At 64.2% G+C, this 22,980-nt stretch carries 21 protein-coding genes and 1 pseudogene; 12 read left to right on the top strand and 10 right to left on the bottom strand.

The features are described 5' to 3' along the window. Positions 1–2 precede the first annotated feature (2 nt). The 4 genes from J0X25_RS34865 (at position 3) to J0X25_RS34850 (ending at position 4,024) form a co-directional block, all read left to right on the top strand. A complete protein-coding gene (locus J0X25_RS34865) occupies positions 3–1,190 on the top strand; it encodes an ABC transporter ATP-binding protein (RefSeq protein ID WP_207288473.1) in 1,188 nt (395 codons plus the stop codon). A gap of 192 nt (positions 1,191–1,382) precedes the next feature. Then, positions 1,383–2,453, top strand: a complete 1,071-nt coding sequence (locus tag J0X25_RS34860) for a Gfo/Idh/MocA family protein (RefSeq protein WP_207288472.1) — start codon at positions 1,383–1,385, stop codon at positions 2,451–2,453. 100 nt (positions 2,454–2,553) lie between these two features. After that, positions 2,554–2,871 carry a carboxypeptidase regulatory-like domain-containing protein gene (locus J0X25_RS34855; RefSeq protein WP_207288471.1) on the top strand — a complete coding sequence of 106 codons (318 nt, stop codon included), beginning with the start codon at positions 2,554–2,556 and terminating at the stop codon, positions 2,869–2,871. 184 nt (positions 2,872–3,055) lie between these two features. Then, the gene (locus J0X25_RS34850) at positions 3,056–4,024 is read left to right on the top strand and encodes a sugar phosphate isomerase/epimerase family protein (protein WP_207288470.1); all 969 of its coding nucleotides are present in this window, start codon (positions 3,056–3,058) and stop codon (positions 4,022–4,024) included. A 9-nt stretch (positions 4,025–4,033) separates the two neighbouring features. Here J0X25_RS34850 and J0X25_RS34845 read toward each other — a convergent pair whose 3' ends face one another. Beyond that, complete coding sequence (locus J0X25_RS34845; RefSeq protein WP_207288469.1) at positions 4,034–4,342, bottom strand: HalOD1 output domain-containing protein; 309 nt, start codon at positions 4,340–4,342, stop codon at positions 4,034–4,036. A 235-nt stretch (positions 4,343–4,577) separates the two neighbouring features. Between J0X25_RS34845 and J0X25_RS34840 the strand changes: the two are divergent. Beyond that, positions 4,578–4,685: pseudogene (locus J0X25_RS34840) on the top strand (IS5/IS1182 family transposase); the annotation flags it as partial. A gap of 151 nt (positions 4,686–4,836) precedes the next feature. Next, positions 4,837–5,745, top strand: a complete 909-nt coding sequence (locus tag J0X25_RS34835; protein ID WP_207288468.1) for a lysyl oxidase family protein — start codon at positions 4,837–4,839, stop codon at positions 5,743–5,745. Between the two features lie 242 nt (positions 5,746–5,987). Here the strand turns inward: J0X25_RS34835 and J0X25_RS34830 are convergent, their stop codons facing one another. Further along, positions 5,988–6,428 carry a hypothetical protein gene (locus J0X25_RS34830; protein ID WP_207288467.1) on the bottom strand — a complete coding sequence of 147 codons (441 nt, stop codon included), beginning with the start codon at positions 6,426–6,428 and terminating at the stop codon, positions 5,988–5,990. 120 nt (positions 6,429–6,548) lie between these two features. Here J0X25_RS34830 and J0X25_RS34825 point away from each other — a divergent pair, with 120 nt between their 5' ends. Together J0X25_RS34825 and J0X25_RS34820 are read left to right on the top strand one after the other, a co-directional pair. Continuing rightward, a complete protein-coding gene (locus J0X25_RS34825; RefSeq protein ID WP_207288466.1) occupies positions 6,549–7,544 on the top strand; it encodes an MBL fold metallo-hydrolase in 996 nt (331 codons plus the stop codon). Positions 7,545–7,718: 174 nt separating this feature from the next. Further along, positions 7,719–7,913: a hypothetical protein gene (locus J0X25_RS34820; RefSeq protein WP_207288465.1), complete on the top strand. Its 195-nt coding sequence runs from the start codon at positions 7,719–7,721 to the stop codon at positions 7,911–7,913. An 86-nt stretch (positions 7,914–7,999) separates the two neighbouring features. On the opposite strand, the gene J0X25_RS34815 is transcribed toward J0X25_RS34820, so the two are convergent. The 3 genes from J0X25_RS34815 to J0X25_RS34805 all read right to left on the bottom strand — a co-directional run bounded on the left by J0X25_RS34815 (position 8,000) and on the right by J0X25_RS34805 (position 11,579). Next, positions 8,000–8,698 (bottom strand): 6-hydroxymethylpterin diphosphokinase MptE-like protein, encoded by a 699-nt coding sequence (locus tag J0X25_RS34815; protein ID WP_207288464.1) that lies wholly within the window; start codon positions 8,696–8,698, stop codon positions 8,000–8,002. 298 nt (positions 8,699–8,996) lie between these two features. Continuing rightward, a complete protein-coding gene (gene folP / locus J0X25_RS34810; RefSeq protein WP_207288463.1) occupies positions 8,997–10,190 on the bottom strand; it encodes a dihydropteroate synthase in 1,194 nt (397 codons plus the stop codon). Between the two features lie 144 nt (positions 10,191–10,334). Further along, the gene (locus J0X25_RS34805; RefSeq protein ID WP_207288462.1) at positions 10,335–11,579 is read right to left on the bottom strand and encodes a Cdc6/Cdc18 family protein; all 1,245 of its coding nucleotides are present in this window, start codon (positions 11,577–11,579) and stop codon (positions 10,335–10,337) included. A gap of 827 nt (positions 11,580–12,406) precedes the next feature. On the opposite strand from J0X25_RS34805, the gene J0X25_RS34800 reads away from it, so the two are divergent. Continuing rightward, positions 12,407–13,174 (top strand): RNA methyltransferase, encoded by a 768-nt coding sequence (locus J0X25_RS34800; protein WP_207288461.1) that lies wholly within the window; start codon positions 12,407–12,409, stop codon positions 13,172–13,174. Between the two features lie 143 nt (positions 13,175–13,317). Here J0X25_RS34800 and J0X25_RS34795 read toward each other — a convergent pair whose 3' ends face one another. Both J0X25_RS34795 and gatE read right to left on the bottom strand, forming a co-directional pair. Next, complete coding sequence (locus J0X25_RS34795; RefSeq protein ID WP_207288460.1) at positions 13,318–14,010, bottom strand: HTH domain-containing protein; 693 nt, start codon at positions 14,008–14,010, stop codon at positions 13,318–13,320. 294 nt (positions 14,011–14,304) lie between these two features. Continuing rightward, positions 14,305–16,173 (bottom strand): Glu-tRNA(Gln) amidotransferase subunit GatE, encoded by a 1,869-nt coding sequence (gene gatE / locus J0X25_RS34790; RefSeq protein ID WP_207288459.1) that lies wholly within the window; start codon positions 16,171–16,173, stop codon positions 14,305–14,307. A gap of 1,070 nt (positions 16,174–17,243) precedes the next feature. On the opposite strand from gatE, the gene J0X25_RS34785 reads away from it, so the two are divergent. Both J0X25_RS34785 and J0X25_RS34780 read left to right on the top strand, forming a co-directional pair. Next, entirely contained in the window at positions 17,244–18,479 is a 1,236-nt protein-coding gene (locus tag J0X25_RS34785) for an NRAMP family divalent metal transporter (RefSeq protein WP_207288458.1), read from the top strand. Then, on the top strand, positions 18,476–18,814 hold the full coding sequence (locus J0X25_RS34780; RefSeq protein ID WP_207290933.1) for a DsrE family protein: 339 nt from the start codon (positions 18,476–18,478) through the stop codon (positions 18,812–18,814). Before J0X25_RS34785 ends, J0X25_RS34780 begins: the two co-directional genes overlap by 4 nt. A 518-nt stretch (positions 18,815–19,332) precedes the next feature. Here J0X25_RS34780 and J0X25_RS34775 read toward each other — a convergent pair. After that, entirely contained in the window at positions 19,333–19,566 is a 234-nt protein-coding gene (locus J0X25_RS34775; protein WP_207290932.1) for a hypothetical protein, read from the bottom strand. A 648-nt stretch (positions 19,567–20,214) separates the two neighbouring features. On the opposite strand from J0X25_RS34775, the gene J0X25_RS34770 reads away from it, so the two are divergent. Beyond that, positions 20,215–20,361: a hypothetical protein gene (locus J0X25_RS34770; protein WP_207288457.1), complete on the top strand. Its 147-nt coding sequence runs from the start codon at positions 20,215–20,217 to the stop codon at positions 20,359–20,361. 2 nt (positions 20,362–20,363) lie between these two features. Here the strand turns inward: J0X25_RS34770 and J0X25_RS34765 are convergent, their stop codons facing one another. Then, a complete protein-coding gene (locus tag J0X25_RS34765) occupies positions 20,364–21,845 on the bottom strand; it encodes an ABC transporter ATP-binding protein (RefSeq protein ID WP_207288456.1) in 1,482 nt (493 codons plus the stop codon). Beyond that, on the bottom strand, positions 21,842–22,945 hold the full coding sequence (gene btuC / locus J0X25_RS34760) for a vitamin B12 ABC transporter permease BtuC (RefSeq protein WP_207288455.1): 1,104 nt from the start codon (positions 22,943–22,945) through the stop codon (positions 21,842–21,844). Before btuC ends, J0X25_RS34765 begins: the two co-directional genes overlap by 4 nt. Positions 22,946–22,980: the final 35 nt, after the last annotated feature.

Here is a 22,980-nt window from a genome sequence, read left to right as displayed (position 1 = left end):
CAATGGCACGAGTACGACTCGAGAACATCACGAAACGATACGGAGACGAAACGGCAGTGGACGACATCAGTCTCGAGGTCGAGGACGGCGAGTTCGTCACCTTCGTCGGCCCGTCGGGCTGTGGGAAGTCGACGACGATGGAGACGGTCGCGGGGCTGACCCAGCCCACCGAGGGTCGGGTCTACATCGGCGACGACGAGGTCACCAATCTCGCCCCCAAGGACCGCGGGGTCGCGATGGTCTTCCAGAACATCGCGCTGTTCCCCCACATGGACGTCTACGAGAACATCTCCTTCGGCCTCCGACTGCGCAAGTACGACGACGAGGAGGTCCGGCACCGCGTCGAGGAAGCCGCCGACATCGTCCAGCTCGAGGGGATGTTAGACCGGATGCCGGCGGAGATGTCCGGCGGTCAGCAACAGCGGGTCGGCATCGCCCGCGCGATCGTTCGCAATCCGGACGTGTTCCTGATGGACGAGCCGCTGGCGAACTTAGACGCGAAGCTCCGAGTGCACATGCGCACGGAGCTCCAGCGGCTCCACCGAGAGCTGGACGCCACGGTCATCTACGTCACTCACGATCAGGCCGAGGCGATGACGATGTCCAACCGGATCGCCGTCCTGAACGACGGCAAGCTCCAGCAGATCGCCCCGCCGCTGGTCTGCTACAACGAACCCACGAACCTGTTCGTCGCGGGCTTCATCGGCTCGCCGTCGATGAACTTCGCCGAGGGGACCCTCGTCGAGAACGGCCTCGAGACCAACAACTTCACCGTCGAGTTCGATCCGACCCAGCTACAGGGCGTCTCCGTCGGCGACACCGTCACGCTGGGAGTCAGGCCGGAGGACGTCCACCTGACCCGGTACGCGGACTCGCTGTCCTCGCCGACGGATCGGATCCCCGCCCGGACCGACGTCCTGGAGCCGATGGGCGACGAGGTCTTCATCTACCTCCTGCTCTCCGAGGCCGCGGAGGGGTCGATGGATCAGGATCCAGCCACCTCACCGAATCAGCTGCTGATGAGCGTCACCCCCGACACGGAGATCGAGGCGGGACAGGACGTCGAGGTCGTGCTGGATCGATCGAAGATTCACCTCTTCGATACCGCGACCGGCGACGCCCTGCTCCACGGCCTGACCGACCGCTCGGAGCGAGAGCCCGGGACGACGCCGACGGAAGCCGACAGCTGAGCTCCCGTCGGCCGCCGACGCCGGGACTCGGATTGTCGCCGACGCCGGAACTCGAGCGGCCGACGACGAATGGCTCACCGGGTTTGTCCTCGTTTGGCAACGGACAAAAGGTGATCCAGTACAACAATTCGATATAGCGGTATCGACTGTATGGGTACGAGAACGGACTGCGAATGCGATACTGATACTCGGATGACAATGGATCGAAGCGACATCAGAACGGGAATCGTCGGGCTGGGGAACATCGGTCAGTACCACGCGGAGCGACTCGTCGAACTCGGGGTGCCGCTGGTCGGCGGGATGGACATCGCGACGGAGGCCCGGTCGCGGTTCGCCCGCCGATACGACGTCGACGTCTACGAGGACCACCACGAACTGTACGACACGATCGACGCCGTCGTCATCACGACTCCCAACAAGTACCACGAGGAGTACGCCGTCGACGCCTTCGATCGCGATCTCCACGTCCTGTTGGAGAAGCCCCTGGCCCACTCGATCGAGAGCGCCCAGCGGATCGCCGACGCCGCGGTCGGCTCCGACGGCCACACTATGGTCGGCTTCAACAACCGGTTCGCGAACACGGTCCGGATCGTCCACAACCGGATCGCACAGGGCGACCTCGGCGACATCACCCACGTCGAGGCCAACTACGTCCGACGCCGCGGCATTCCCGGCCGCGGTTCGTGGTTCACTCGCCGCCAGATCGCCGGCGGCGGCTCCCTCATCGACCTCGGCGTCCACGCGATCGATCTCGCGCTCTACCTGCTGGACTACCCGACCGTCGAAGAGGTAACCGGCGTTGCTCGGGGAGAATTCGGCAACAGCGAGGACTACGCCTATCTCGACATGTGGGGCGAGGACGCCGGCCCCGCCGGCTTCGACGTCGACGATTCGGCCAGCGCGTTCATCCGGTGTGCGGGCGATCAAACGATCTCGCTCGAGGTGGCGTGGGCGACCAACCGGCCGTCGACCCACGAGTTCGTCGTCCGGGGAACCGAATCGGCCGCCCGGTTCGACTTGCTCGAGGGGGATCTCTCGCTTCACTCGGCGAACACGGTCGGGCCCGACCACCTCGAGGATACGTCCGTCGAGACCCACCAGAACGATACCCACACGGAAGAACAGGAAGCGTTTTTCGACCGCATCTGTCGCGACGACGGCGCGGACGACAGCGTCGACGAGGCGCTGACCGTCCAGCGGATCATCGACGCGATCTACCGCTCGAGCGACGAGGGCCACACGATCGCCGTCGACGACGAGTGAGCACCGCGGACGGCCTTTCCCCGGGCGCGTCCCGTCGTTTGGAGTCACACCGTTCGTGTGCAGGTGTGAGGTTTTGGGCGCCGATGTGGTACTGACTCGCATGAGGATCACACGACAACTCGTCCTCGAGATCAGCCGTCACGAGGTCCCGGTGGGGCGAGCGATCACCCTCCGCGTCCGCGACGAGGGGAACAACCCGATCGAGGGAGCGATCGTCGAAGCCGGGACGAAACGAACGCGAACCGATTCCAACGGGCGATGCGAGATCACGTTCTACTCGCCCGGGTTCTGGAAACTCGTCGCGGCCAAATCGCCGACCGACCGCGTCGCCTACGAGTCGACGTCGTCGCTCGTTCGGGCGGTCCCTCGATCGACGACGGCGCGACGGCCGCGTCGCACGGGGCCCCCGACGCTGTGACATCGCCCGCGGCGTACCGGGCCGCCGACGCTGTGAGACCGTCCGCGTCGCATCGGACCGCCGACGCTATGACACCGTTCGCGGCTCTTTCGACCGACTGGTGTGGTTCGGAGCCGCTTGGAGACGGTTCCCGTCCGCTCGCCGGCCCCCGTTTTATTTCTCCCGCCGTGGTGCGTCGCTCCGTATGGAGATCGGTGTCCACACCCCGCCGCTCGCGGACGAATCGCTCGAGGGCGCGCTCTCGTACCTGGCCGAACTCGGCGTCGACGCGATCGAACCGGGGGTCGGCGGCCACCCCGGCCAGGCCCACCTCCCACGGGACGAACACCTCGACGACGAGGGCGCCCAGCAGGAGGTTCGAAACGCTCTCGAGGAGTACGACATGCGGATCAGCGCGCTCGCGACCCACAACAACCCGCTCCATCCCGACGCGGAGCGGGCCGACGAGGCCGACACCGAACTCCGCGAGGCGATCGAGCTCGCGAGCCAGCTCGAGGTCGGCGTCGTCACCTGTTTCTCCGGGCTGCCGGCGGGGGGACCGAACGACGAGGTACCCAACTGGATCACCGCACCGTGGCCGCCCGAACACGACGAGGCCCTCGCCTACCAGTGGGAGCGGGCGATCGACTACTGGTCGGACCTCGACGACTACGCGGACGAGCGCGGCGTCGATATCGCCATCGAGATGCACCCGAACATGCTGGTCTACGAACCCCACGGGATGGCCCGACTGCGCGAGGGGACGGGCGATCGGATCGGCGCGAACTTCGACCCCTCACACCTCTACTGGCAGGGAATCACGATCACCGACGCGATTCGGTACCTCGGCGAGCGCGACGCGATCCACCATTTCCACGCCAAGGACACGAAGATCTACGACGCGCAGGCCCGCGAGAAGGGCGTTCTCGATACGACCGCCTACGACGACGAGCCGAACCGCTCGTGGCTCTTCCGGTCGGTCGGCTACGGGCACGGCGAGGCCCACTGGAAGGACGTCGTCTCGACGCTGCGCATGGTCGGCTACGACGGCGCGCTGAGCATCGAGCACGAGGATTCGCTGACGAGTTCCCGGGAGGGCCTCGAGAAGGCGATCGACCTGCTCGATCGGGCCGTCTTCGAGACGCAACCGGGCGAAGCGTACTGGGCGGAGTAGATCGGACCGTCAGTCCTCGACGGGCTGCCCGACACCGTCGGGGTCGAAGGAGGGATCGCTCACCTCGACGCGACCGTCGCCGTGGACGACCACCTCGTAGCCCTCGTACTCGAGGACGACGCGGGCGGTCGCCATCTCCGCTGGGTTCCGAAACAGTCGGTCCAGCGCCTCCGGGTTGATGGCGGTAAACAGCGGTTCGTAGGCTGGCGGCTCGATGTCGGTGACGTCTACACCCTCGCGGGCGGCGACCGCTTCGATGATGGCTCGGGACGGATCTCCCCAGTCGTCGGACGTCGAATGGTCGAGGGGGGCGGACATGATCGGTGTTACATCGGTTCTCCCGATAAGCGTACTGGCGAACATGATGTCGTGACAAAACCCCGTGTCAGCGGGTCTTTCCGCGATATTCGACCGGGAGCGAGATTCCGTTCGGTTCCCGAGAGCGGTTCGGTCGGACTCTCGGCGACTACTCGCCGTCGACGTTCGCCGGCCCGAAACGCGTCTCGAAGAACTGTCAGACCGACTCGAGGAGCCCCTCGACCGGCTTTGTTGAAGAGTGCTGCTCACCTTCTCTGTTTCTCTGCGCCCGACTACTGGCATCGTTGGAATCGACGTCTCGAAATTCGACCGAAGTCACGCCCCGAACTACTATACGAGACGGTGAACCCTCGACTCAGACACTACACGAGATCGAGAGGGATGTTCACCAGTTACCGATGAGTTAGGACGCGCCTATTGTTTTACTTCGTGATTAGTAGGATTCTTACTATATTTCTTCTCGCTTAGCTCCGGGTATAGTCTGGTGAGAAAGTATGAAGATAAAATGGAGAAAAGATAGGAAGCGTGCAGCGGCACTGGTGGGGGTTCTCCTCGTTGTCGTGGCGGGGGTCGGCATGATTTCCCTCGGAGGCGTTGTGGCTGACAACCCGTTCTCAGTCATCGACACTAGCACGGACGCCTCCGCGGCCACCGGAGGCGAAGGTACCGCGGACGAGGAGGCTACTCCGGCGGACGAAGAGAACTCGGAGACACCACCCTCGACAGGCGAATCCGACTCTGAGCCCTCGGACGACCACGTTGCGGACAACCAGTCCGAAGACGACCACGGTGAGGACAGATCGGGAGTCAACTTCGTTCCAGGCGTCAGGGAATTCAGCGTTTCAACAGAGGTGTTTGATGAGTCCAGTTCCGACGTTGAAGACGGCTTTGTAACCCCAGGCGAACATCGGCTCCTTCGATTCGACATGATCATCTACAACGTCGGAGACGAGGATGCCGAACTGGGGCGTCCCGAGAACCGCCCGGATCTGTTCGAATATTCGGAGTCCCACGGTCACGCGCACTTGAAAGGTTTCAATAACTATGTCCTGCTCGACGAATCGGGCGAGAGGACGGGCGCGGTCAGAAAACAGACGTTCTGTCTTCGGGATCTGTACCAGACCCGCTCATCGGCCAATAGTAGTGCCCAGTTCGATTGTGAGTATCAAGGGATCAGTGCCGGCTGGGCTGACGAGTACGACTCGTCTCTGCCCGGTCAATATATTGTTATTGACGGTCTCCCTGATGGAGAGTACACGCTGCAAGCCACGACGAACGCAGCAGGCACTATTGACGAGACTTGCGACGACGATAACACCGTTCGGGTTGACCTCAGTATAACCGATGACACAGTTACGGTCCATACTTCACGAAGCCACTACGTGAAACCGTCTGCGTGCTAAGAGAGTTGTACGCCCTTAGGATTTCAACAGAACCCCTCGACCGCAACCACCGAGTCTACGATTTACTGATGAAACGTCTGCGCTAATGCGTCTCGAGTCGACTGGACCGTTCGAGCGACAGTTGTGACGAGACCGAGCTCACCGGTAGAACGGAAGGCGACCTGCCATCGCAGCGGAACGCAGGGATCTCAAGTAGATACCGAAGCGCAGAAATCTCGAGCGCGATGGGGAACGCCGGGAACTCAGGTATCGACCGCGTCCGGATGAATGAACCGGTCGACGGCGGCTCTGAACTGCGGGCTCTCCCGGTACCACAGCCAGCAGGCGACGCCGGCGACGATGAGGGAGGTGGCGACGAGTCCGCCCGTCGCGGTCAGATACGCGGTCGATCCCTCGCCCGACACCGCGAACGCGTTCGCCGGGTTGTCGTGAAGGAAGAAGAAGTAGCTCACGAACCACGCGTTCGGCAACAGCATGGCCACGAGCAACGGGGCGCCGTAGGCGTAATTCTTGAGCCAGATCAACCCGAACGCGACCAGGGGACCGAGGACGCCGACGACGACGATGAACGCCGGCTGGCCCTCCGTGAACGGTGCGTTGACCATCGACAGGGCGAGTCCGAACAGTCCCAGAATGGCGATGTACGCCATGAACGGAACCGTAACGATGAGTCGAGTATCCACGTACTACGATGGCCACCTGTCCATCTTAACCGTTATTACCATTTGATTGATGTATTCTCGCCAGCCAATCGTCACGTTCGGAATCGGCGGCCTGACGGGACTCGAGTCGAACGCGTACGTATGCACACCGAGATCGTCGAGCGAATCGGCGTCGGCGGCGAGTCGCCCGAAGGGGACAACAGCGCCTACCTCGTCGGCGACCGCGCCCTCGTCGATCCCGGGCCGCCGACCGACGACGCCTGGGCCGACCTGCGGGCGGGCCTCGAGCGCGCCGGCGTCGCCCCGTCCGATCTCGAGGCCGTCCTCGTCACCCACTGGCACGTCGACCACGCGGGGTTGGCGCCGCGACTCGCCGACGCCGCGGACGCGACCCTCGCGATGGGCACCGGAGACGCACCGCTGGTGGCCGACTACGCGGTCGAACGCGACCGACGACTCGAGCGCGATCGCGAGACGATGCGACGGTGGGGAGTCCCCGCCGACGCGATCGAATCCGTCCTCGAGGACGATACGCCCTCGCCGATGCCCGACTCGATCCCGGTCGAGCGCCTCGCCGACGGCGACCGCATCGCGGGCCTCGAGGCGGTCTCGACCCCCGGCCACACGCTCGGCCACACCGCCTTCGCGGCGGGGGACGTGCTGCTGGTTGGCGACGCCGTCCTGCCCACCTACACGCCGAACGTCGGGGGGAGCGACACCCGAACGCTCCGCTCTGCGTCGACCGATTCCCGGGTACAGGAACCGCCGGAATCGGTCGTCGATGGCGACCCGCTCGCTGCCTACCTCGAGACGCTCGATCGACTCGCCGACCGATCGGAGCGCCTCCTGCCGGGCCACGGGGAGACGATTCAGCCGGACCGCATCCCGACGATCCGCGACCATCACCGCGAGCGGACTCGACGCGTGCTCACTGCCCTCGAGCGCCGCGCTGACGACGATTCTGACCGCGAGGGGACGAGCCCGTGGCGACTGGCCGTCGACCTGTTCGGCGACCTCGAGGGCAGCCACGTGAAGTTCGGGGCCGGCGAAGCGGCGGCCCACTGTCGGCGACTCGAGCGCGACGGTGTCGTCGAACGAGTCGCCAACGATCCGGTCAGTTACGACCCGATCGAATGACAGCCTCGAGGACCGAATCACCCGTGTTGAGTGTGACAAATGCATGTTAATCTCTGACTTACTGTCCCGTTCGACTGCGTCGACCGGTGTCGTCGGACAAGTCGAAATATAGAATCTCGTGTTATTCATAGTAAGAGGATGATAACGAATACTGATATCCGCGGATCAGTAGCTATGTCTGGTCAGGGGCACACGAACCGAACGTCGTCGCCATCGCGAGTGCGAAAAGCGCTCGAGTCAGTTTTCCTCGGGAACAGCGGTGGAACCGTCGTCGAGGAGTGCCGGCGGTGTGGAACGAGCCTCGAGTCGGAGACCCACGGCTGTCCGACCTGTGGCGCCGAGGAGGTCGCTCGCTATCGAATCGAGTGACGACGAGTGGTGTGACTCTGGAAGCGGCCACACGACAGAAGCAGCGACTCGAGGGGAGACGGAGCTAGCGGCTCGAAGAGGATCAGTCACTCGACCGGGAGCGCCGCCGTCTCGATATCGTCCCGGCGACCGTCCAGGACGGCGAACCGGTCGCCGCGCCGCCGCTCGAGCCAGTACAGCAGCCGTTCGGCCCACGCGAGTTTTCGGGCCTTCGTCGGATCGACGCTCGGATCGTCGAAATCCCAGCCGACGAAGACGAGTTCGGCGGCCCCGAGATGGTCCGCGAGGAACGCCGCCCGGTCGCCGTCGGTGAAGCCCCCGACGTTGCGGACGGGGGCGCGGGGTGCACACTGCGTCGTCGCCAGCACGGCCGCGTCCGCGCAGTCGGGAACGACGTCCCGAATCGCGGGGACGTTGTCGCCGTGGGCGTGAACCGCGACCGGCACGCCCTGCTCGGACAGTTGGCGGACCGTCTCCGGGTTCTTGTCGAGGTCCGTCACCATGCAGTCGACGTCGACGTCGCGGGCCGCGAGCGTATCGGCCGCCGTCGACGCCGCGAAGACGAGATCCGCCGTGCGGGCTCGCTCGAGCGCACCGGACGACTGGAGTGACGGGCCGGCCCCGGCGACGGCGACCGTGGCATCGCGAACCCGTGACAGCCGTGTGAGATCGAAGTCGTCGGTCAGCGACGCCAGCACGTCGCGCGCCCGCTCGTCGCCGGCTCTGTCGTAGCCGAAGTCGCGCAGGATCGCCTCGTAGACGGGTTCCCACTCGTCGAACTCCATACCCGAATTCCGTGGTCGACCCGTATTGCTGTTCGGACTCGACGACGTCCCGCCACGAGACTGAGTCGCCACCGAATAGCCGAGAGACACCACTCGATTCAGCCGAGTGATACTGACGAATAGCCGAGAGATGGCGCTCGATTCAGCAAGAACACTGCTCGATTCGAGTCGTCACTGGTCGACGTGACACCACAATAATTCCGTGTTGTGGGCCGGGAGTCGCCTCCAAAGTACCCCTACCCGGGAGGCCGCCCGGCGTCCACTCCCTTTTTTCGAAGCCTCCGCCATAAGCTTTCTCTTACTCGAGGGTTCGCTCGAGAGTGTCGCCGAGCGCGCGCAGATCGCCCTCTTTTTCGCGCAGACGGGACAGTATCCCGGAAATTCCGACTGTCGTCCCGAGGAGTAGTATACGTCCAGTGGGAACACTGTGCACGGACGCGTCGCGATCGGTCGCGATCGAAGCGAGTCGGTCTCGATCGTCCGCGTCGAGTCCGTCGATTTCGACGGCCAGTGAATACCAGTCGCCGGCGACCGCAGAATCGACGCCGCGTTCCCGGAGGTGCGCCTCGAGGTCCCGACTCGAGCGGACGTCCAGCCGAGCCACCGAGAGCCCGTCCTCGGTCGCTCGCGAGCGGTCGGTGAACGCGTCCCCGATCAGCGCCGCGTCGCGCGTCTCCGCCACGTCGTGGGTCCGGATCACGTGCGCGCCGCGTTCGACGGCCATCGAGGTGGCCGCGAGGCTGACCGGCAGTCGCTCCTCGGTCTCTCGCCCCGCGATCTCGCCGAGGAAGTTCTTCCGATTGATCGAGACCAGCATCGGCCGGTCGAGCGCCCGGAACTCGCGCAGTCGCCGGAACGTCTCCCGGTCGTCCGCGATCGTCTGGGCTTCGCTCCAACCGCCGAAGGCGGGGTCGACGATCGTCTTGTCGGTCAGGCCGTTCTGTTTGAGAGCCTCGTAGATCTGATCGACGTAGTCGGCCTCGGCGGCCCAGTCGGCGGACTTCCGCGCCGACCAGTCGGTCTCCTCGACCGCACCGGGCCGCTCGAGGTCCGGCGGACTCGCCATCTTCACGACGGCGGCGTCGTGGTCCTCGCAGACGGCCGGCATCTCCGGGTCCGCGAACCCCGCGATATCGTTGACCATGTCGAACCCCCGCGAGAGCGCCGCGTCGGCCACCTCGGCGTAGCGGGTCTCGATCGAGAAGACGGCGTCGCCGGCGACGCTCTGGATCGTCTCCAGCGCGACGTGGAGCCGCTCGAGTTCCTCCTCAGCCGAGAGGACGTCGAAGCGCTTGTTCGCCGACTCGAGGCCGATATCCACGATATCGGCGCCCTCGCCGATCAGTTCTTCGTCGACGTATCGGGCCGCCTCGCCGGGGTCGTCGTAGACGCTGGGATCGTAGGGGGACTCCTCGCTGACGTTCAACACGCCCATGATCCGGGGCGGGTGTTCGTCGCCGATTCCCAGCCCCGCCGCGTCGACGTTGTGCATACCCGATCTGTGGAGAGCAGACTGAAATGGCCCCCGGTTCCGGAAGCGGCGGGCGGCTCGAAACGGGGCGCTGAGCCGTCGGACGGTAGAAGCGGTCTCGGAAAACAGTTCGCGGATCGACGACGCGGCGGTCTTCCGAACCCACTACGCGGCGGCTTCCTCGTCGTCCTCAGCGAGCACCGCCAGGCGGGAATCGCGCAAGAGGACCTTCTTGACGATGGTCGGGTTCTCGAGCAGACGGTGTTTGGCGTGAGCGCCGCGGCCACGACCCCGGCCCTCCCGCTCGGACTGGATCACGTTCAGGAAGTTCTGCTCCTGGAGGATCTCCTGGACGCGTCGCTCGGAGAGCACGTCGAAGTCGAGCTGTCGGGCGATCGACTTGTACTGGTTGTAGATGATCTTCGTCGGGAACTCTTTCTCCGAACTGTTCTCGGTGAGCAGCGTCAGCGAGTAGAGAATCGCCTTGGCCTGCTGGGGCGACCCCTCGATCAGTTCGTTGAAGCGGTCGGCTTCGGTCTTCTCCTTGGCGTCGCGGACGTGGTCCGCCGTGACTCGGGTCGCGTTCTGTTTCTTCGCGATGCGGCCCGCGTTCCGGAGAATGTCGATCGCCTTGCGCGCGTCGCCGTGCTCCTGGGCGGCGAGGGCGGCAGTAAGCGGGATCACGTCGTCCGAGAGCACGCCGTCGTGGAAGGCGTCCCGTCGCTTCTCGAGGATCTCGACGAGTTGATTGGCGTCGTACGGCGAGAAGACGAGTTCGTCCCGCGAGAGGCTGGACTTGACGCGTTCCGAGAGGTGGTCGGGAAAGTCGATCTTGTTCGAGATGCCGATGATGCCGATGCTCGAGTCCGAGATGCGGCGGTTCTCGCCTGCGCGGGAGAGTTTGCGGAGCACCTCGTCGTCCTCGAGCATGTCGATCTCGTCGAGGATGACGATGGTGACGTCGGTGCAGTGGTCGACGGCCTGCCAGAGGCGCTTGTAGTAGTCGCCGGTGCCGAGCCCCCGATCGGGGACGTTGATGCCGCTGCGGTCGGGTTCGTTGACGATCTGGGCGATCGTCTTCACGATCGACGCCTCGGTGTTCTGCTCGCCGCAGTCGATGAAGGCGTACTTGACGGTGACGTCGTCGCGCTGTGCTTCCGAGATGACGCGTTGGGTAACCGACCGGGAGATCAACGATTTGCCGGTCCCGGTCTTCCCGAAGATGAACAGGTGATTGGGCTCGCTTCCGAAGATAGCCGGGTTCAGGGCGTCCGCAACCCGTTGCATCTGCTCGTCGCGTCCGACGATCCGGTCCGGGCCGGGGAGATGCGTGATCTCGAGCAATCGCTCGTCGGCGAAGACCGGATCGTCGTACTGAAAGAGTGGATCACGATCGTCGTTGGCGGACATTGCGGTACGCCGTGCCTTCCGCCTGGACTGGGATAAAGGTATGGAGATCGCTCGCGGATGTAAATATCCCGTCACAGGCCACCAGGAGGCAGTATTCACACCCGTGATAGTATGCCCTTCTGACCAGCGGTCTCGCGCTTCTAACCGAACCGTGACTCGAGCGTGCCAGCCACCGACACCCCCATCGCGGATGTAACGGTACTGACGGTCTTCGGCGGTGTTCGGCGGAACTCGGCGAGCGATCGGAGTGGCGACCGACGCACTCGCTCGAGTGCGAATCGGCCATACGCCGCTGATATGGGGTGATATTGCCCCTTTCGGCCGCGATTGCCGCCCGCGCATGGGACACACACCCCCGTCGCGTTTGTAAGTGTGAACGGAGGGGTGGGGTGGAAGCGTATCCCGGAATTTGTCAGAATTCACCCCGTAGACGACGCGATTTTACATCCGCGGAGGAGGTGTGCTCCACGACTAGTCCCCCACACGAATACACCGTTACAAACGCGACGGGGGTGTGTGCCCCCTCACGATGGAAGAAATTCCACGATATACGGCTACTAACTGCTCTCAACCCGCTTCCAAGACATTATGTGCCACAGTAGCAAGCCGTATCTAGACTACTAGTCTAGAACTATTCTAGATCTAGCTAGAATAGATGGTAAACCGTTGTTAGATAGCAGTCGTCCACCTGATCAACTGAAACCACAACCAACAACAAAAAACTCGAGGACTCCGAACGACCTCGTTCGCTCGAGGACCCCACCTCGCTCCGAACCGAAGAACCGAAACGGCTACCCGCCGTCTCGAGACGATATCCCCATCGAACGATGACTTCAAATCCGTCCGAACGAGCGCAGTCGACGGATCGAACGCCGCCAGCGGTCGCCGTCGTCGATGCCCAGTCGCCGGGCAACGTCGGCACCATCGCTCGAGCGATGAAGAACTTCGGCTTCTCAGACCTGTTGCTGGTCGATCCACCGGAACTCGATCCCGACGGCGAGGCCTACGGCTACGCGGGCCACGCTCGAGACGACGTGCTTCCGAACGCGACCGAAATCTCGTTCGACCACCTCGTCGAGAACTACCACACGATCGGCTGTACGGCGGTCACCAACGAGGACGATCGCCGTCACGTCCGGTTCCCGTTCTCGACGCCGGCCGAACTCGCCGATCGGCTGCCGACCGTCGAGGCCCCCACCGCGCTCGTCTTCGGGCGCGAACGCGTCGGCCTGACCAACGAGGAACTCGCCCGAATCGACGAGATCTGCTCGATTCCGGCCAGCGCCGAGTATCCCGTCCTCAATCTCGGACAGGCCGCGACGATCACGCTGTACGAGCTCCGCTCGCTGACCCTCGGCGACGACGGGACCCAGCTACCGGACGTCGAACGGGTCCGGGCCCCCGAAGCGACGATCGATCGCCTGTACGACCAGTGGGCCGCCCTGCTCGCGGAACTCAACCACCCCGAGGAGAAACGCGACAAGACGATGCGGATGCTGCGACGCGTCTTCGGCCGCGCGGACCTAACCGAACGCGAGGCGAACACGCTCCTCGGTATCGTTCGACGCGCGACGGAACGCCCCGCCGAAAACTGATCGGTGCCGCGAGTGGCGGTCGATTCCACGAACAATAGTTGGTTCAGCGAACAGTAGTTGGTTCCGCGAACGGTAGTCGGTCCCACGAACACCGACCGATCCGAGTCGACCTCGTCGTTCGAGGCTACGGTGGCGCCGCCCGGTTACTCCGATTCCGCCAACGGCGCCTCGCGCTCGTCCGCGGGAGCGCGATCCGTTCCCGAGCGGAACTGGCCCGTCGTGGTGACGGTCCCGACCCACCCGCAGTCGGGACAGGCGAATAGGCCCTGGCCGTCGACCAACGACCCGCCGCAGTCCGGGCAGTCGGTCGTACTCGAGTCCCCGGGCGTCGCAGTCGACGCCTCGGTCTCGTCGCCTAGGGCTTCGGTCTCATCGCCCAGCGGGGTCGGAACGTCGCCAGTCCGGAGGGCGGCGATCGCCTCGTCGGACGTGTACGTCTCCCCGCTTTCCTCGTCGGTGTGTGGGAAGACGCCGACGAGTTCGTCGTCCGCGTAGAGTTCGAGACACAGCATCGGCAACACGAGCAAGTCGTTCGTCTCGCCGGTGATCTGGTTCGTCGAGGTACGCTTCCGGAACGGCGGGCGGATGCTCACGCCCCGCCGATCGGCCCACTCCACGAACCGCTCGAAGCTCTCGAGGGCCTCCTGGTACGGGCTCTTGACGGACAGCGTGATCTCCTGGGGCCAACTGCGCAGCAGCAGGTCGTCGATCGTTCCTTCCGCCTCACAGGCGTTCAGTGTCTCGATCTGCCTGTCGATCGGCTCGAGCAACAGCGGGGCGCGGACGTGGCAGACGGCCGTGATCTCGGTCTCGCTTGTCTGTGATGGCTGTGTCATCGTTCGGTGTGCGTTCGGGCGACGTGTATCCTGATAAATATTTTCGACGCCGCAGATATCCGACACTAGCCAGTAGCGGAGACACTCCCGCACGGCGATAGGCGCTACGTCTCGTCGAGTCCGGAACCGGCCAGTAACGGTCTCGAGGATCCGAATATCGGTCGCAAACGCCGGGTATCGATCGCGAGGATTCAGCTATCGAGGCCATGCCGTCCGGTTCGCTCAGACGACCGGATACGTACCCGTCGGGATCAGGAGGATCCCCAGTAACAGTTTCAGGTACGCGCCGGATGCCTACGCGCGCTTCTGGATCTCCTCGCGCAGCAGTTCGCTCACGAGGTCGCCGTCGGCCTTCCCGCGCAGGGCACCCATGCACTCGCCCATGAGTCCGGAGAACGCCTGCATCCCTTCTTCTTCGACCTGTGCCTCGTTTCGCTCGACGACTTCGACGACCGCTTCGCGGACTTCCGCCTCGTCGGCACCGCCGAGGCCCGCTTCGTCGGCGGCCTCTTCGGCCGAACGGTCGGGCTCCTCGGCCAGCGCGGTGAGGAGATCCGGCACTCCCTCGTTGGGGAGGTCACCGGCCTCGGCCATCGCGAACACGCCCTCGAGGTGCTCGCGCGTGAGATGTTCGACGGGGACGTCGTCGCGCCGGAGTTCGGTCAGCGTCGACTCGAGCGTCGAGGCGGCCAGCGTCGGATCGATTCCGTCGGCCACGACGTCCTCGAACAGCGGCATGTACTTCCCGTAGGCGACCTGCTCGGCCAGTCCCGCGCCGAGATCGTGTTCGTCCTGATAGCGTTCGACCTTCTCGGTCAACAGTTCCGGCTCGGGGACCTCGCTCGGATCGGGTTCGACGGGCGGCACGTCCGTCTCGGGATACATCCGCGCCGCACCCGGGAGGGGGCGGAGGTAACGCGTCGTCCCGTCGTCGTTCGCCCCGCGGGTCTCCTCGGGAACGCCCTCGAGGGCGGTCGCCGCGCGCTCGGCCGCGGCGTCGATCGCCGCCTCGGCTACATCGGTGTCCGCGGCCACGATCGCCACGGCGTCCTCGGGACCGACACCGACTGCATCCCGCAGGTCCGCGACCTCGCCCTCGGTGACCCCGTACGCGGGCAGTTCGTCGGTGTGGAAGATGCCGCCGGCGCCGTGGCGCTTCGCGTGGTCGGAGAGTTCGGTCCCGAGGCGGCGATCGGGCGCAATTTCGCGACCGACGACGCCGTCGAACCCGTAGAGGGGAACGGCCGTTACGGAACCGCCGGAGTTCAGCGCTCCCGCGATGACGCCGCTGTCGGTGGCCTCGAAGACGTCGGTCACGTCCTGCACCTCGCCGACGGACGCCTCGCGCTCGGCGAGTTCGTCCCGTATCTCGACGAGTTCGGCCTGTCGGGCGACCTCGTTGCGGACGATGTCGTCGATGTCGTCTAAGCTCTGGACGCCCTTGATCTCGACCCGGGCGCCCTCCGCGATGGAGACGTTGACGTCCTGGCGAATCGTCCCCAGCCCGCGCTTGACCTTCCCCGTCGATCGCAGGAGCATTCCGATGCGCTCGGCGGCCTCGAGGGCCTGTTCGGGCGTCGAGATGTCGGGGCTCGTTCCGATCTCGACCAGCGGAATGCCCAGCCGGTCGAGGCTGTAGCGCACACCGTCGTCGGTCTCTTCGACGCGCTGGGCGCTCTCCTCTTCGAGCAGCAGGTCCTCGATCCCCACCTCGCCCTCGCTGGTCTCGATCGCACCGCCGGTCGCGATGAGCGTCGAGCGCTGGAACCCCGTCGTGTTGGAGCCGTCGACGACGATCTTGCGCATGACGTTCGCCTGATCGACCGGGTGCATGTCCATCAACTGGGCGATCTCGAGGGCCGTCTCGAGGGCCTCGTCGTCCAGCTCGTGGGGCGGTTCGTCGTCCTCCTCGACGAGACAGGTCGTGTCGTACGCGAGGTACTCGAACTCGCGGTCGACCCGGCTCTCCTCGAGTGCGGCCTGGTCGATCTCGCCCAGTTCGCTCCGCGTCGGGTGGAGGTAGCGCGTGAAGCGGCGCGTCGACGCCTCGGGCTCGCGGAGCTCGGTCGGGCACTGGCAGAACAGCTTCGTCGCCGTGTCGAGTTGCTGGTGGATCTCCAGCCCGGCGACGAGTCCGAGCTCGTCGTAATCGTACTCGCTCATTGGCGGCCACTCGGAGGCCGAGGGGTAAAAAACCGTCCAGTTGCGTTCGGACCGACCGTCGTCGTGGCGACCGCACTCCCGTCCGCTCTCGGGTCGCGCCGACTCGAGGCGACTCCGAACCGATCGATTCCGAACCGATCGACTCCGAACTGATCGCCCGGTCGTTCGTCTGCCACAGACTTTCCCGTCCCACCGTTTCTATCGACCGACCGCAGCACTGGGTGATGGCGCGCTGTCGGCCGTCCGAACGCGAGTGAGGGCGGCCGACGATTCGCGAGGGACGAGCGAGCGACCGACGGGAGCGAACGAGTCGGCTGGGGAGGGCGTGGCGACTCCCTGTTGCCCCGCTCGGAGAACCTCGGTTCGACTCGAGTATCCTCGAGTCGTAGGTCCCGTCGAAGGCCGCTGAAACGACCTCCTATTCGGTGGCTCGAACTGGTCTGCCACCCTGTATGCCCATCTCAGCCATCTGTTCACGCTATCTGCGAACTGAACACGGCATTTGTACCAAAGCAAAAAGATCGGATCGCCACTGCAATAACGAAGGAGCGTTGCCCCAACTAACTCCCATGGGCCCCCAACCACGTTATGGGGCGGCCACCGTGCTATACTATCTCACGGCATAAAAACCGTGCGTTCGTTAAGGGATTTCAGCGAGCCATCAGTCCGTCCTGACCAATACATCAGAGTATCAAACAGCAGATATAGACGAGTTTGGATCGAATGAACTGCGGTAGCTGTGGTAACTCTACTGCCTGTACTGGGCGGTAACTACACGTGCGGACATACCGCTAAGGTTCCTGATAGTTCCTAATGATGTCCAGCGAGTCGTGTTGGACACAGGGCGCGAATACAGCCGTTCCGATGTCGGACGACCGCTTGGGGAAGCCACTTTCATAAACAGGGATAATCCGCATCCCATTGACCATCCCCCGTATTCGTATGCAGGTCATCCCCGTGGTACCACGCCGCGGTAATGGGCGGAACTCACCACACACAATGGACAATGTGCCGCCGAACCGGTATGGTACGGTTCCGCCCGCCGCCACCGACAGTGGGGTCAACCGCCAATGAACAACGTTCAGTGGACCGACGACTCGTACCGATACGTATGGAACCTGTTTCGGAGTTACGGCATGGGGCTGATATTTGCGGCGAACATCTTCGGCGCTGGGTCGATTTACATTCTCTCTTCCGTCGGCGTATCGTTTAGGTTCACCCTCCTGTGGGTCCTCCCACTCTCCCTTGGTGTCGGTCTCGTGGTCCACGAGATGTCCGCACGGCTCGCCGTGCTCGATCAGCCACTCATGGGGTACATCCGCGACGTTATCGGGTCACCTGCCGCGAAGGCGTTTGCAGTGTTCATCGCGTTTATCATGCACCTCTGGAGCGTGGCGAACTACGCGCTGACGGGGGCCGCACTTGCGTTTCTCACTCCGCTCGACAGCGTTGTGATCGCCACCGTCCTCAGTGGTGCCGCCGGGATCACACTCATCGAACTCCGCGTCTATCAGCGGATCGAGGCGGTCATCGCGACCCTCGTACTCGTGGTCTTCGGGTCGTATCTCGTGATCTTCCTCGGCATCGACATCCCGGTCGCCGACGTCGCCCGGGGGTTGGTCCCAGCGGTCCGGACCAAGATGGGACCTCTCACGATGATCATCGCGCTGGTCGGTACGACAATCTACTACCCGAACTTCTTCATCCAGACGAGCATGCACCAGGCGAAGGAGTTCGACACCGTCAGCCAGTACCGACGGGACCACACCGTCGGCCTGGTTGCGGCCGTCCTGATGAGCATGGCCGTGCTGATCGTAGCCGCGATCACGGTTCCGTCCGGCGTGGTCTCGCTCGTCGATCCGGCCCGGCCACTCGTGGAGGAGCTCGGATCCTGGGCCCTGACCGTGTTCATCGTCGGGGCCGGGGCGGCCTCCTTTTCCAGCGCGACGGGCACCCTGTTCGGGGCCGGGTTCATGGTCCCCCAGGCGTTCGGCAACGACACCGCATTCGGCGACCGGCCGTTCCGCATCGTCGTCAACGGTCTGATCGTCCTGTCGTTGCTCCTTGCCGTGCCGATCCTCACATTCACCGACTTCTCGGCGGTGCAACTGGCACTCGTGGTGCCCGCTGTGAACGGCGTAATCGGCCTGCCGGTGACGGTGCTGGCACTCTACGGCGCGATGCACCGGTATTACAACCCCACGTGGATCGAAAATGTGATCTTCATCGGCATCGTGATCCTCATGTTCCTCGTAGCACTCCTGACGGCCACGTCGTTGGCCGAGACGATCAGAATGCTTGTCTGACGTTTCCTCGCCTTCTCCAGGAGCGAACCGGGACCGAACAGGAAACATCACTGGCTATTGCCAGCAACCTCTTAGAGGATGAGACTGGCAGTATAGACGATGTTGCGGTTATCGTTCAGGCGGATGGAATGAAGGCGATCAAAACTGGCCAGGAGAGCGAGGAGCAAGTCCGGGCCCTCTTGGACGACGGTGTCTCATTCAAGGCCTGCAGCAACACCCTCGATATGATGGATCTTGACGAATCTGACCTCGTTGAGGGCGTTGAGACCGTCCTGGAGGGAGCTGTGGAAGTAACGCGGTTGGGAGCAGAAGGATACACCTATATGCGGCCGTAGTGACCTCACAAAAGTCCACCTTGATTGGGAAAGGTTCACAACAGCTGTCTAACAGCTACTTCAGTCAATCCAGCGTAAAAAGAAATCGCCTGTCGTGATGGATACAGCCTCTGTATTCAGCACGCAACTTTTGACGGCTACTGGAGAGATGAACAACTGATCCGGTAACTACTCGGCCTGTACTGAGCGGTAACTACACGTGCGCATGGAGCGTTTCCAGCATCCGCGAACGAAGTGAGCGGTTCATCGACGGCTCGGCCTTCGGCCTCGCCGTCGGCCTTTTTCATCGAAGTCCGCGAGAGCGTCGCTCTCGCGGGCCCATCAGAAATCTTCGATTTCTGAGGACGTTTTTGCGCCCAGCGAGGGACGCGGAGCGTCCCTCGAGCCGTGTGAGCGGACTCCGTCCGCGAACAGAGAGTGGTTCGCCGTGGCGAACCCGAGGCGGAAAAAGTTCGTTCTCTGTACTGAACAGTAACTACACGTGCGACTGTATCGCCGTGAATCGTATCAGCGACCAATCACACGTTATCAGTGAGGCCGGTCATCGGAGAGGCCCCTGCAGCGATTGCACCGGCAGACAGAATTGCAGCTGACAGGGCAACAAAGTCTCCGCTCGGCGAGTACCCGGCTAACCCGGCGCCCGCCTGCACGATGAATATTGTCACGAAGAAACTGAGGATGGCGAACACCAACATCACGACTGCAGCGATAATACTACTTGCCAGCGCACCGAATGAATCCAAAATTCCCATTTTATGATACCTCTTTCGATCGAACCACTTCGGACAGATAAAGGTGCCCATCCTCGGTCATCAGTTTCTCACGCAAGTACTGCTCAGTCCGGTATGTCATTACTCTATACCGAACGGCAACTAGACATGCGAACTGAACGGTCCTGATCACTGAATAGGGTTATTTCGAGATCGCCTCGAAGTTCGAGGCACCACACTGACAGCCGTCCGTTTTCCCAATCGGTTGAACGGTTCCATCGGCAAGTATCCACGCGGAATAGACCGCACCACACTCACAACACCTCCCGGCTACTTTCGGACGCTCATTAGTCGTGGTGGTGGTGGTACTGTGTGACTGTTGGTGCCCAACCATGTGAGTATACACAGCTATCTTGCGGAAGTGATGATGGGTTGTATAGACCACTTCGAACGCAATGATACGGTAATTCCGTAGACGGTGACCTAGTGGACCACACTCGATACCTATCGTCAGCAAGAATCCTACGGCGACCTTCGCGGGCCACTGGATACGTACGTTCCATGCACTGAGCGTTACGTCTACCACCTTTACCGAACACAGATAGTGACTGTACGTCCACGAAACGACGTGAGCCGGTCGTCGCAGGAGCAAGCACCAACGTCTCCGCTCGGGTCCCGGTACGCTCGAGTATGGTCCGCCTCTCCACAATCGTGATCGTGCTCGCGATCGTCCTCGGTATCGGCCTCGTCCCGATTCCCATCCTTCCCGGCGTCGGTATCGTCGTCGGACTCTCGGGGATCGTGCTCGGGATCATTCTCCGCCTGCTCGGGCACTAGGCTCAGTCGCTCGAGGAGCCCGCCGAGACGCCGGTTCCCGAGTCGCCCTCGGACGACGTCGATCCGCCGTCCGACGAGTCGAACGGGGGTGCCGACTCCGATTCCGTCGCCGTCGAACTCGACTCGAGTGCGTCCCCGACGACCTCGAGGATCGTCTCCGGCGTCGCTTCGAACCGCTCGGCGCGGTTTCCGCGGGTGTCGACAGCCGCTCGAGACCCGGACTGGTCGCCGTCCGACCGAGACACAATCACGACGGGAGTCGCGACCTCGTTCAGCGACTCGAGAAGGGGCGCCACACCAGCGTCCGTCGATTCCCACACGGGTTCGGTGACGACCGCGACGTCGGCGCTCCGAACTCGCTCCTCGAAGGCCGTCAGATCGGCCGCCGACAGCGACTCGAACGGCTTGACCTCGAGCCGGTCGATCTCGAGCGATCGTGCGGTCTCGGCCGCCGTATCTCCGTCCGTGACGGGTCCGACGGAGAGGGCGAGATCGAGAGCCGCCGTCTCGAGTCGCGCGAGGACGCTCGAGGCGATCGGGCCGGTCCCGACGACGTGAATTCGGCCCTCGCGTTCGCCGTCTCCACCGGTGCGTCTCTTCGCTCCACCGGTGGCGCTCTCGGCGCCACCGTTTTCGGTCCGCGTTCCGATTTCAGCACCGTTCGGGAGCGCCGTCACCGTCTCCGTCCCCGTGATCGGGTTCCGCGTGACCGCCGCCGTCGCGTCGAAGACGGTCGACAGCGACTCGCCGGTCAGCACCTCTGCGGGCGGTCCGGTCCGGGAGACGGCGCCGTCGGCGAGCATCACCAGCCGATCGCAGTAGCGCGCGGCCAGATCGAGGTCGTGAATCGCCGCGCAGACGGTCCGTCCCTCGGAGACCAGTTCCCGGACCAGCTCGAGCGTCTCGATCTGGTGATTGACGTCGAGACTCCCCGTCGGTTCGTCGAGCAGCATGACCGGCGTCTCCTGGGCGATCGCTCGCGCGAGCACGACGCGCTGGCGCTGGCCGCCGCTCACCTCGTCGATCGGTCGAGCCGCGAGTTCGTCGGTGCGCGTGCGCTCGAGGGCGCGCTCGACCGCCTCGCGATCTGCGGCCGTCGGCCCGGAAAAGCGCGAGCGGTGGGGATGGCGCCCCATCTCGACGACGTCGCGTACGGGGAAGGAAAACGACAGCGTCGTGTCCTGCGGGACGACCGAGACGAGTCGGCTCGATGCTCGCGAGGAGAGCCCGTGCATGTCGGTCCCGTCGATCGCGATCGATCCCGAGTCGGGCTCGAGCGCCCCGCTTATCAGCCGCAGCAGGGTCGTTTTGCCGGCCCCGTTGGGGCCGACGAACCCGACGAACTCGCCGGGCTCGATTGCCAGTGATACGTCTTCGAGGACCGCCAGATCGCCGAACGACAGCGAACAGTCCGCGATCGAGATCGACGCCGGCTCGAGGTCGGGTTCGCGGTCGGACCCGGATTCCCGGTCGGTCGGCGTCACACCGCATGCACCTCCCGACGCGTGAGCAGGAACAGGAAGAAGGGGGCACCGAGCGCCGCCGTGACGATGCCGACCGGGACTTCGGTCGGGCCGGTCGGCCACCGCGCGATCGTGTCCGTCACGACCAGAAACGACGCGCCGGCGAGCGCGCTCGTGGGAAACAGAACCCGGTGGTCCGGCCCGACGAGCAGCCGCATGATGTGTGGGACGACCAGTCCGACGAACCCGATGACGCCCGTGACGGCGACCCCCGCCGCGGTGACGATACTCGCGAGCGCGAGCAAGAGGAGTTTGGTCCGTTCGACCGCGACCCCGAGGTGGTGGGCGTCCTCCTCGCCGAGCAGGAGGACGTTGAGTTCCCGCGCGTACGTCGCCAGCACGAGAACGCCCAGGACCGAGACCGGCAGCGCGAACGCGACGTCGCTCCAGCCCCGGTCCCGCAGGCTCCCCATCAGCCAGACGACGGCCTCCCTGAGTCCGTCGCCGCTGTGGACGAGCATGTACGAAATCATCGCGCCGAGGAAGGCCTGGACGGCGACGCCGGCGAGCAACAGCGTCGCGACCGGCGTCCGTCCGCCCTCGGTCGCGATCGCGTAGACGAGAAACGCCGTCGCGAGCGCGCCGACGAACGCGGCGAGATGGAGGCCGCCGAACGGGACGAGCGCGGGAAAGGCGATGGCCGCGACCGCACCGGCCGCGCCGCCGGACGAGACGCCGATGATCGACGGGTCCGCCAGCGGGTTCCGGAAGAACCCCTGCATCACCGTCCCCGCGGCGGCGAGCCCGAACCCGACCGTCGCCGCGAGGACGATCCGCGGGAGCCGGAGCTGGACGACGATGTACTCGTGTGTCCCCTCGACGGGAAACGAGAATACGGACGAAAACTCGAGGCCCGGCACCGGCACGGGCCGATCGAGTACGGGCAGCGTTGCGGTCCCGGTCTCGATCCCCGAGGGGACGGCGACCCCGTTGAGGATCGCCATCGCCACGATGCGCGGTTCGATCCCGACCGGTCCGAGCGCGGCGCTGCCGACGACGACGGCCGCGAGCAGGACGCTCAGTCCCGCCGACCACACCGCGGTCCGGAGCCGTCGCTGCATTCGTCTCAACCTCGCTTGCAGTAGGCAAATATTTG

The organism is Haloterrigena alkaliphila (genome assembly GCF_017352155.2).
Lineage (GTDB): Archaea > Halobacteriota > Halobacteria > Halobacteriales > Natrialbaceae > Haloterrigena > Haloterrigena alkaliphila.
This window is presented reverse-complemented; position numbering and strand designations above follow the sequence as displayed.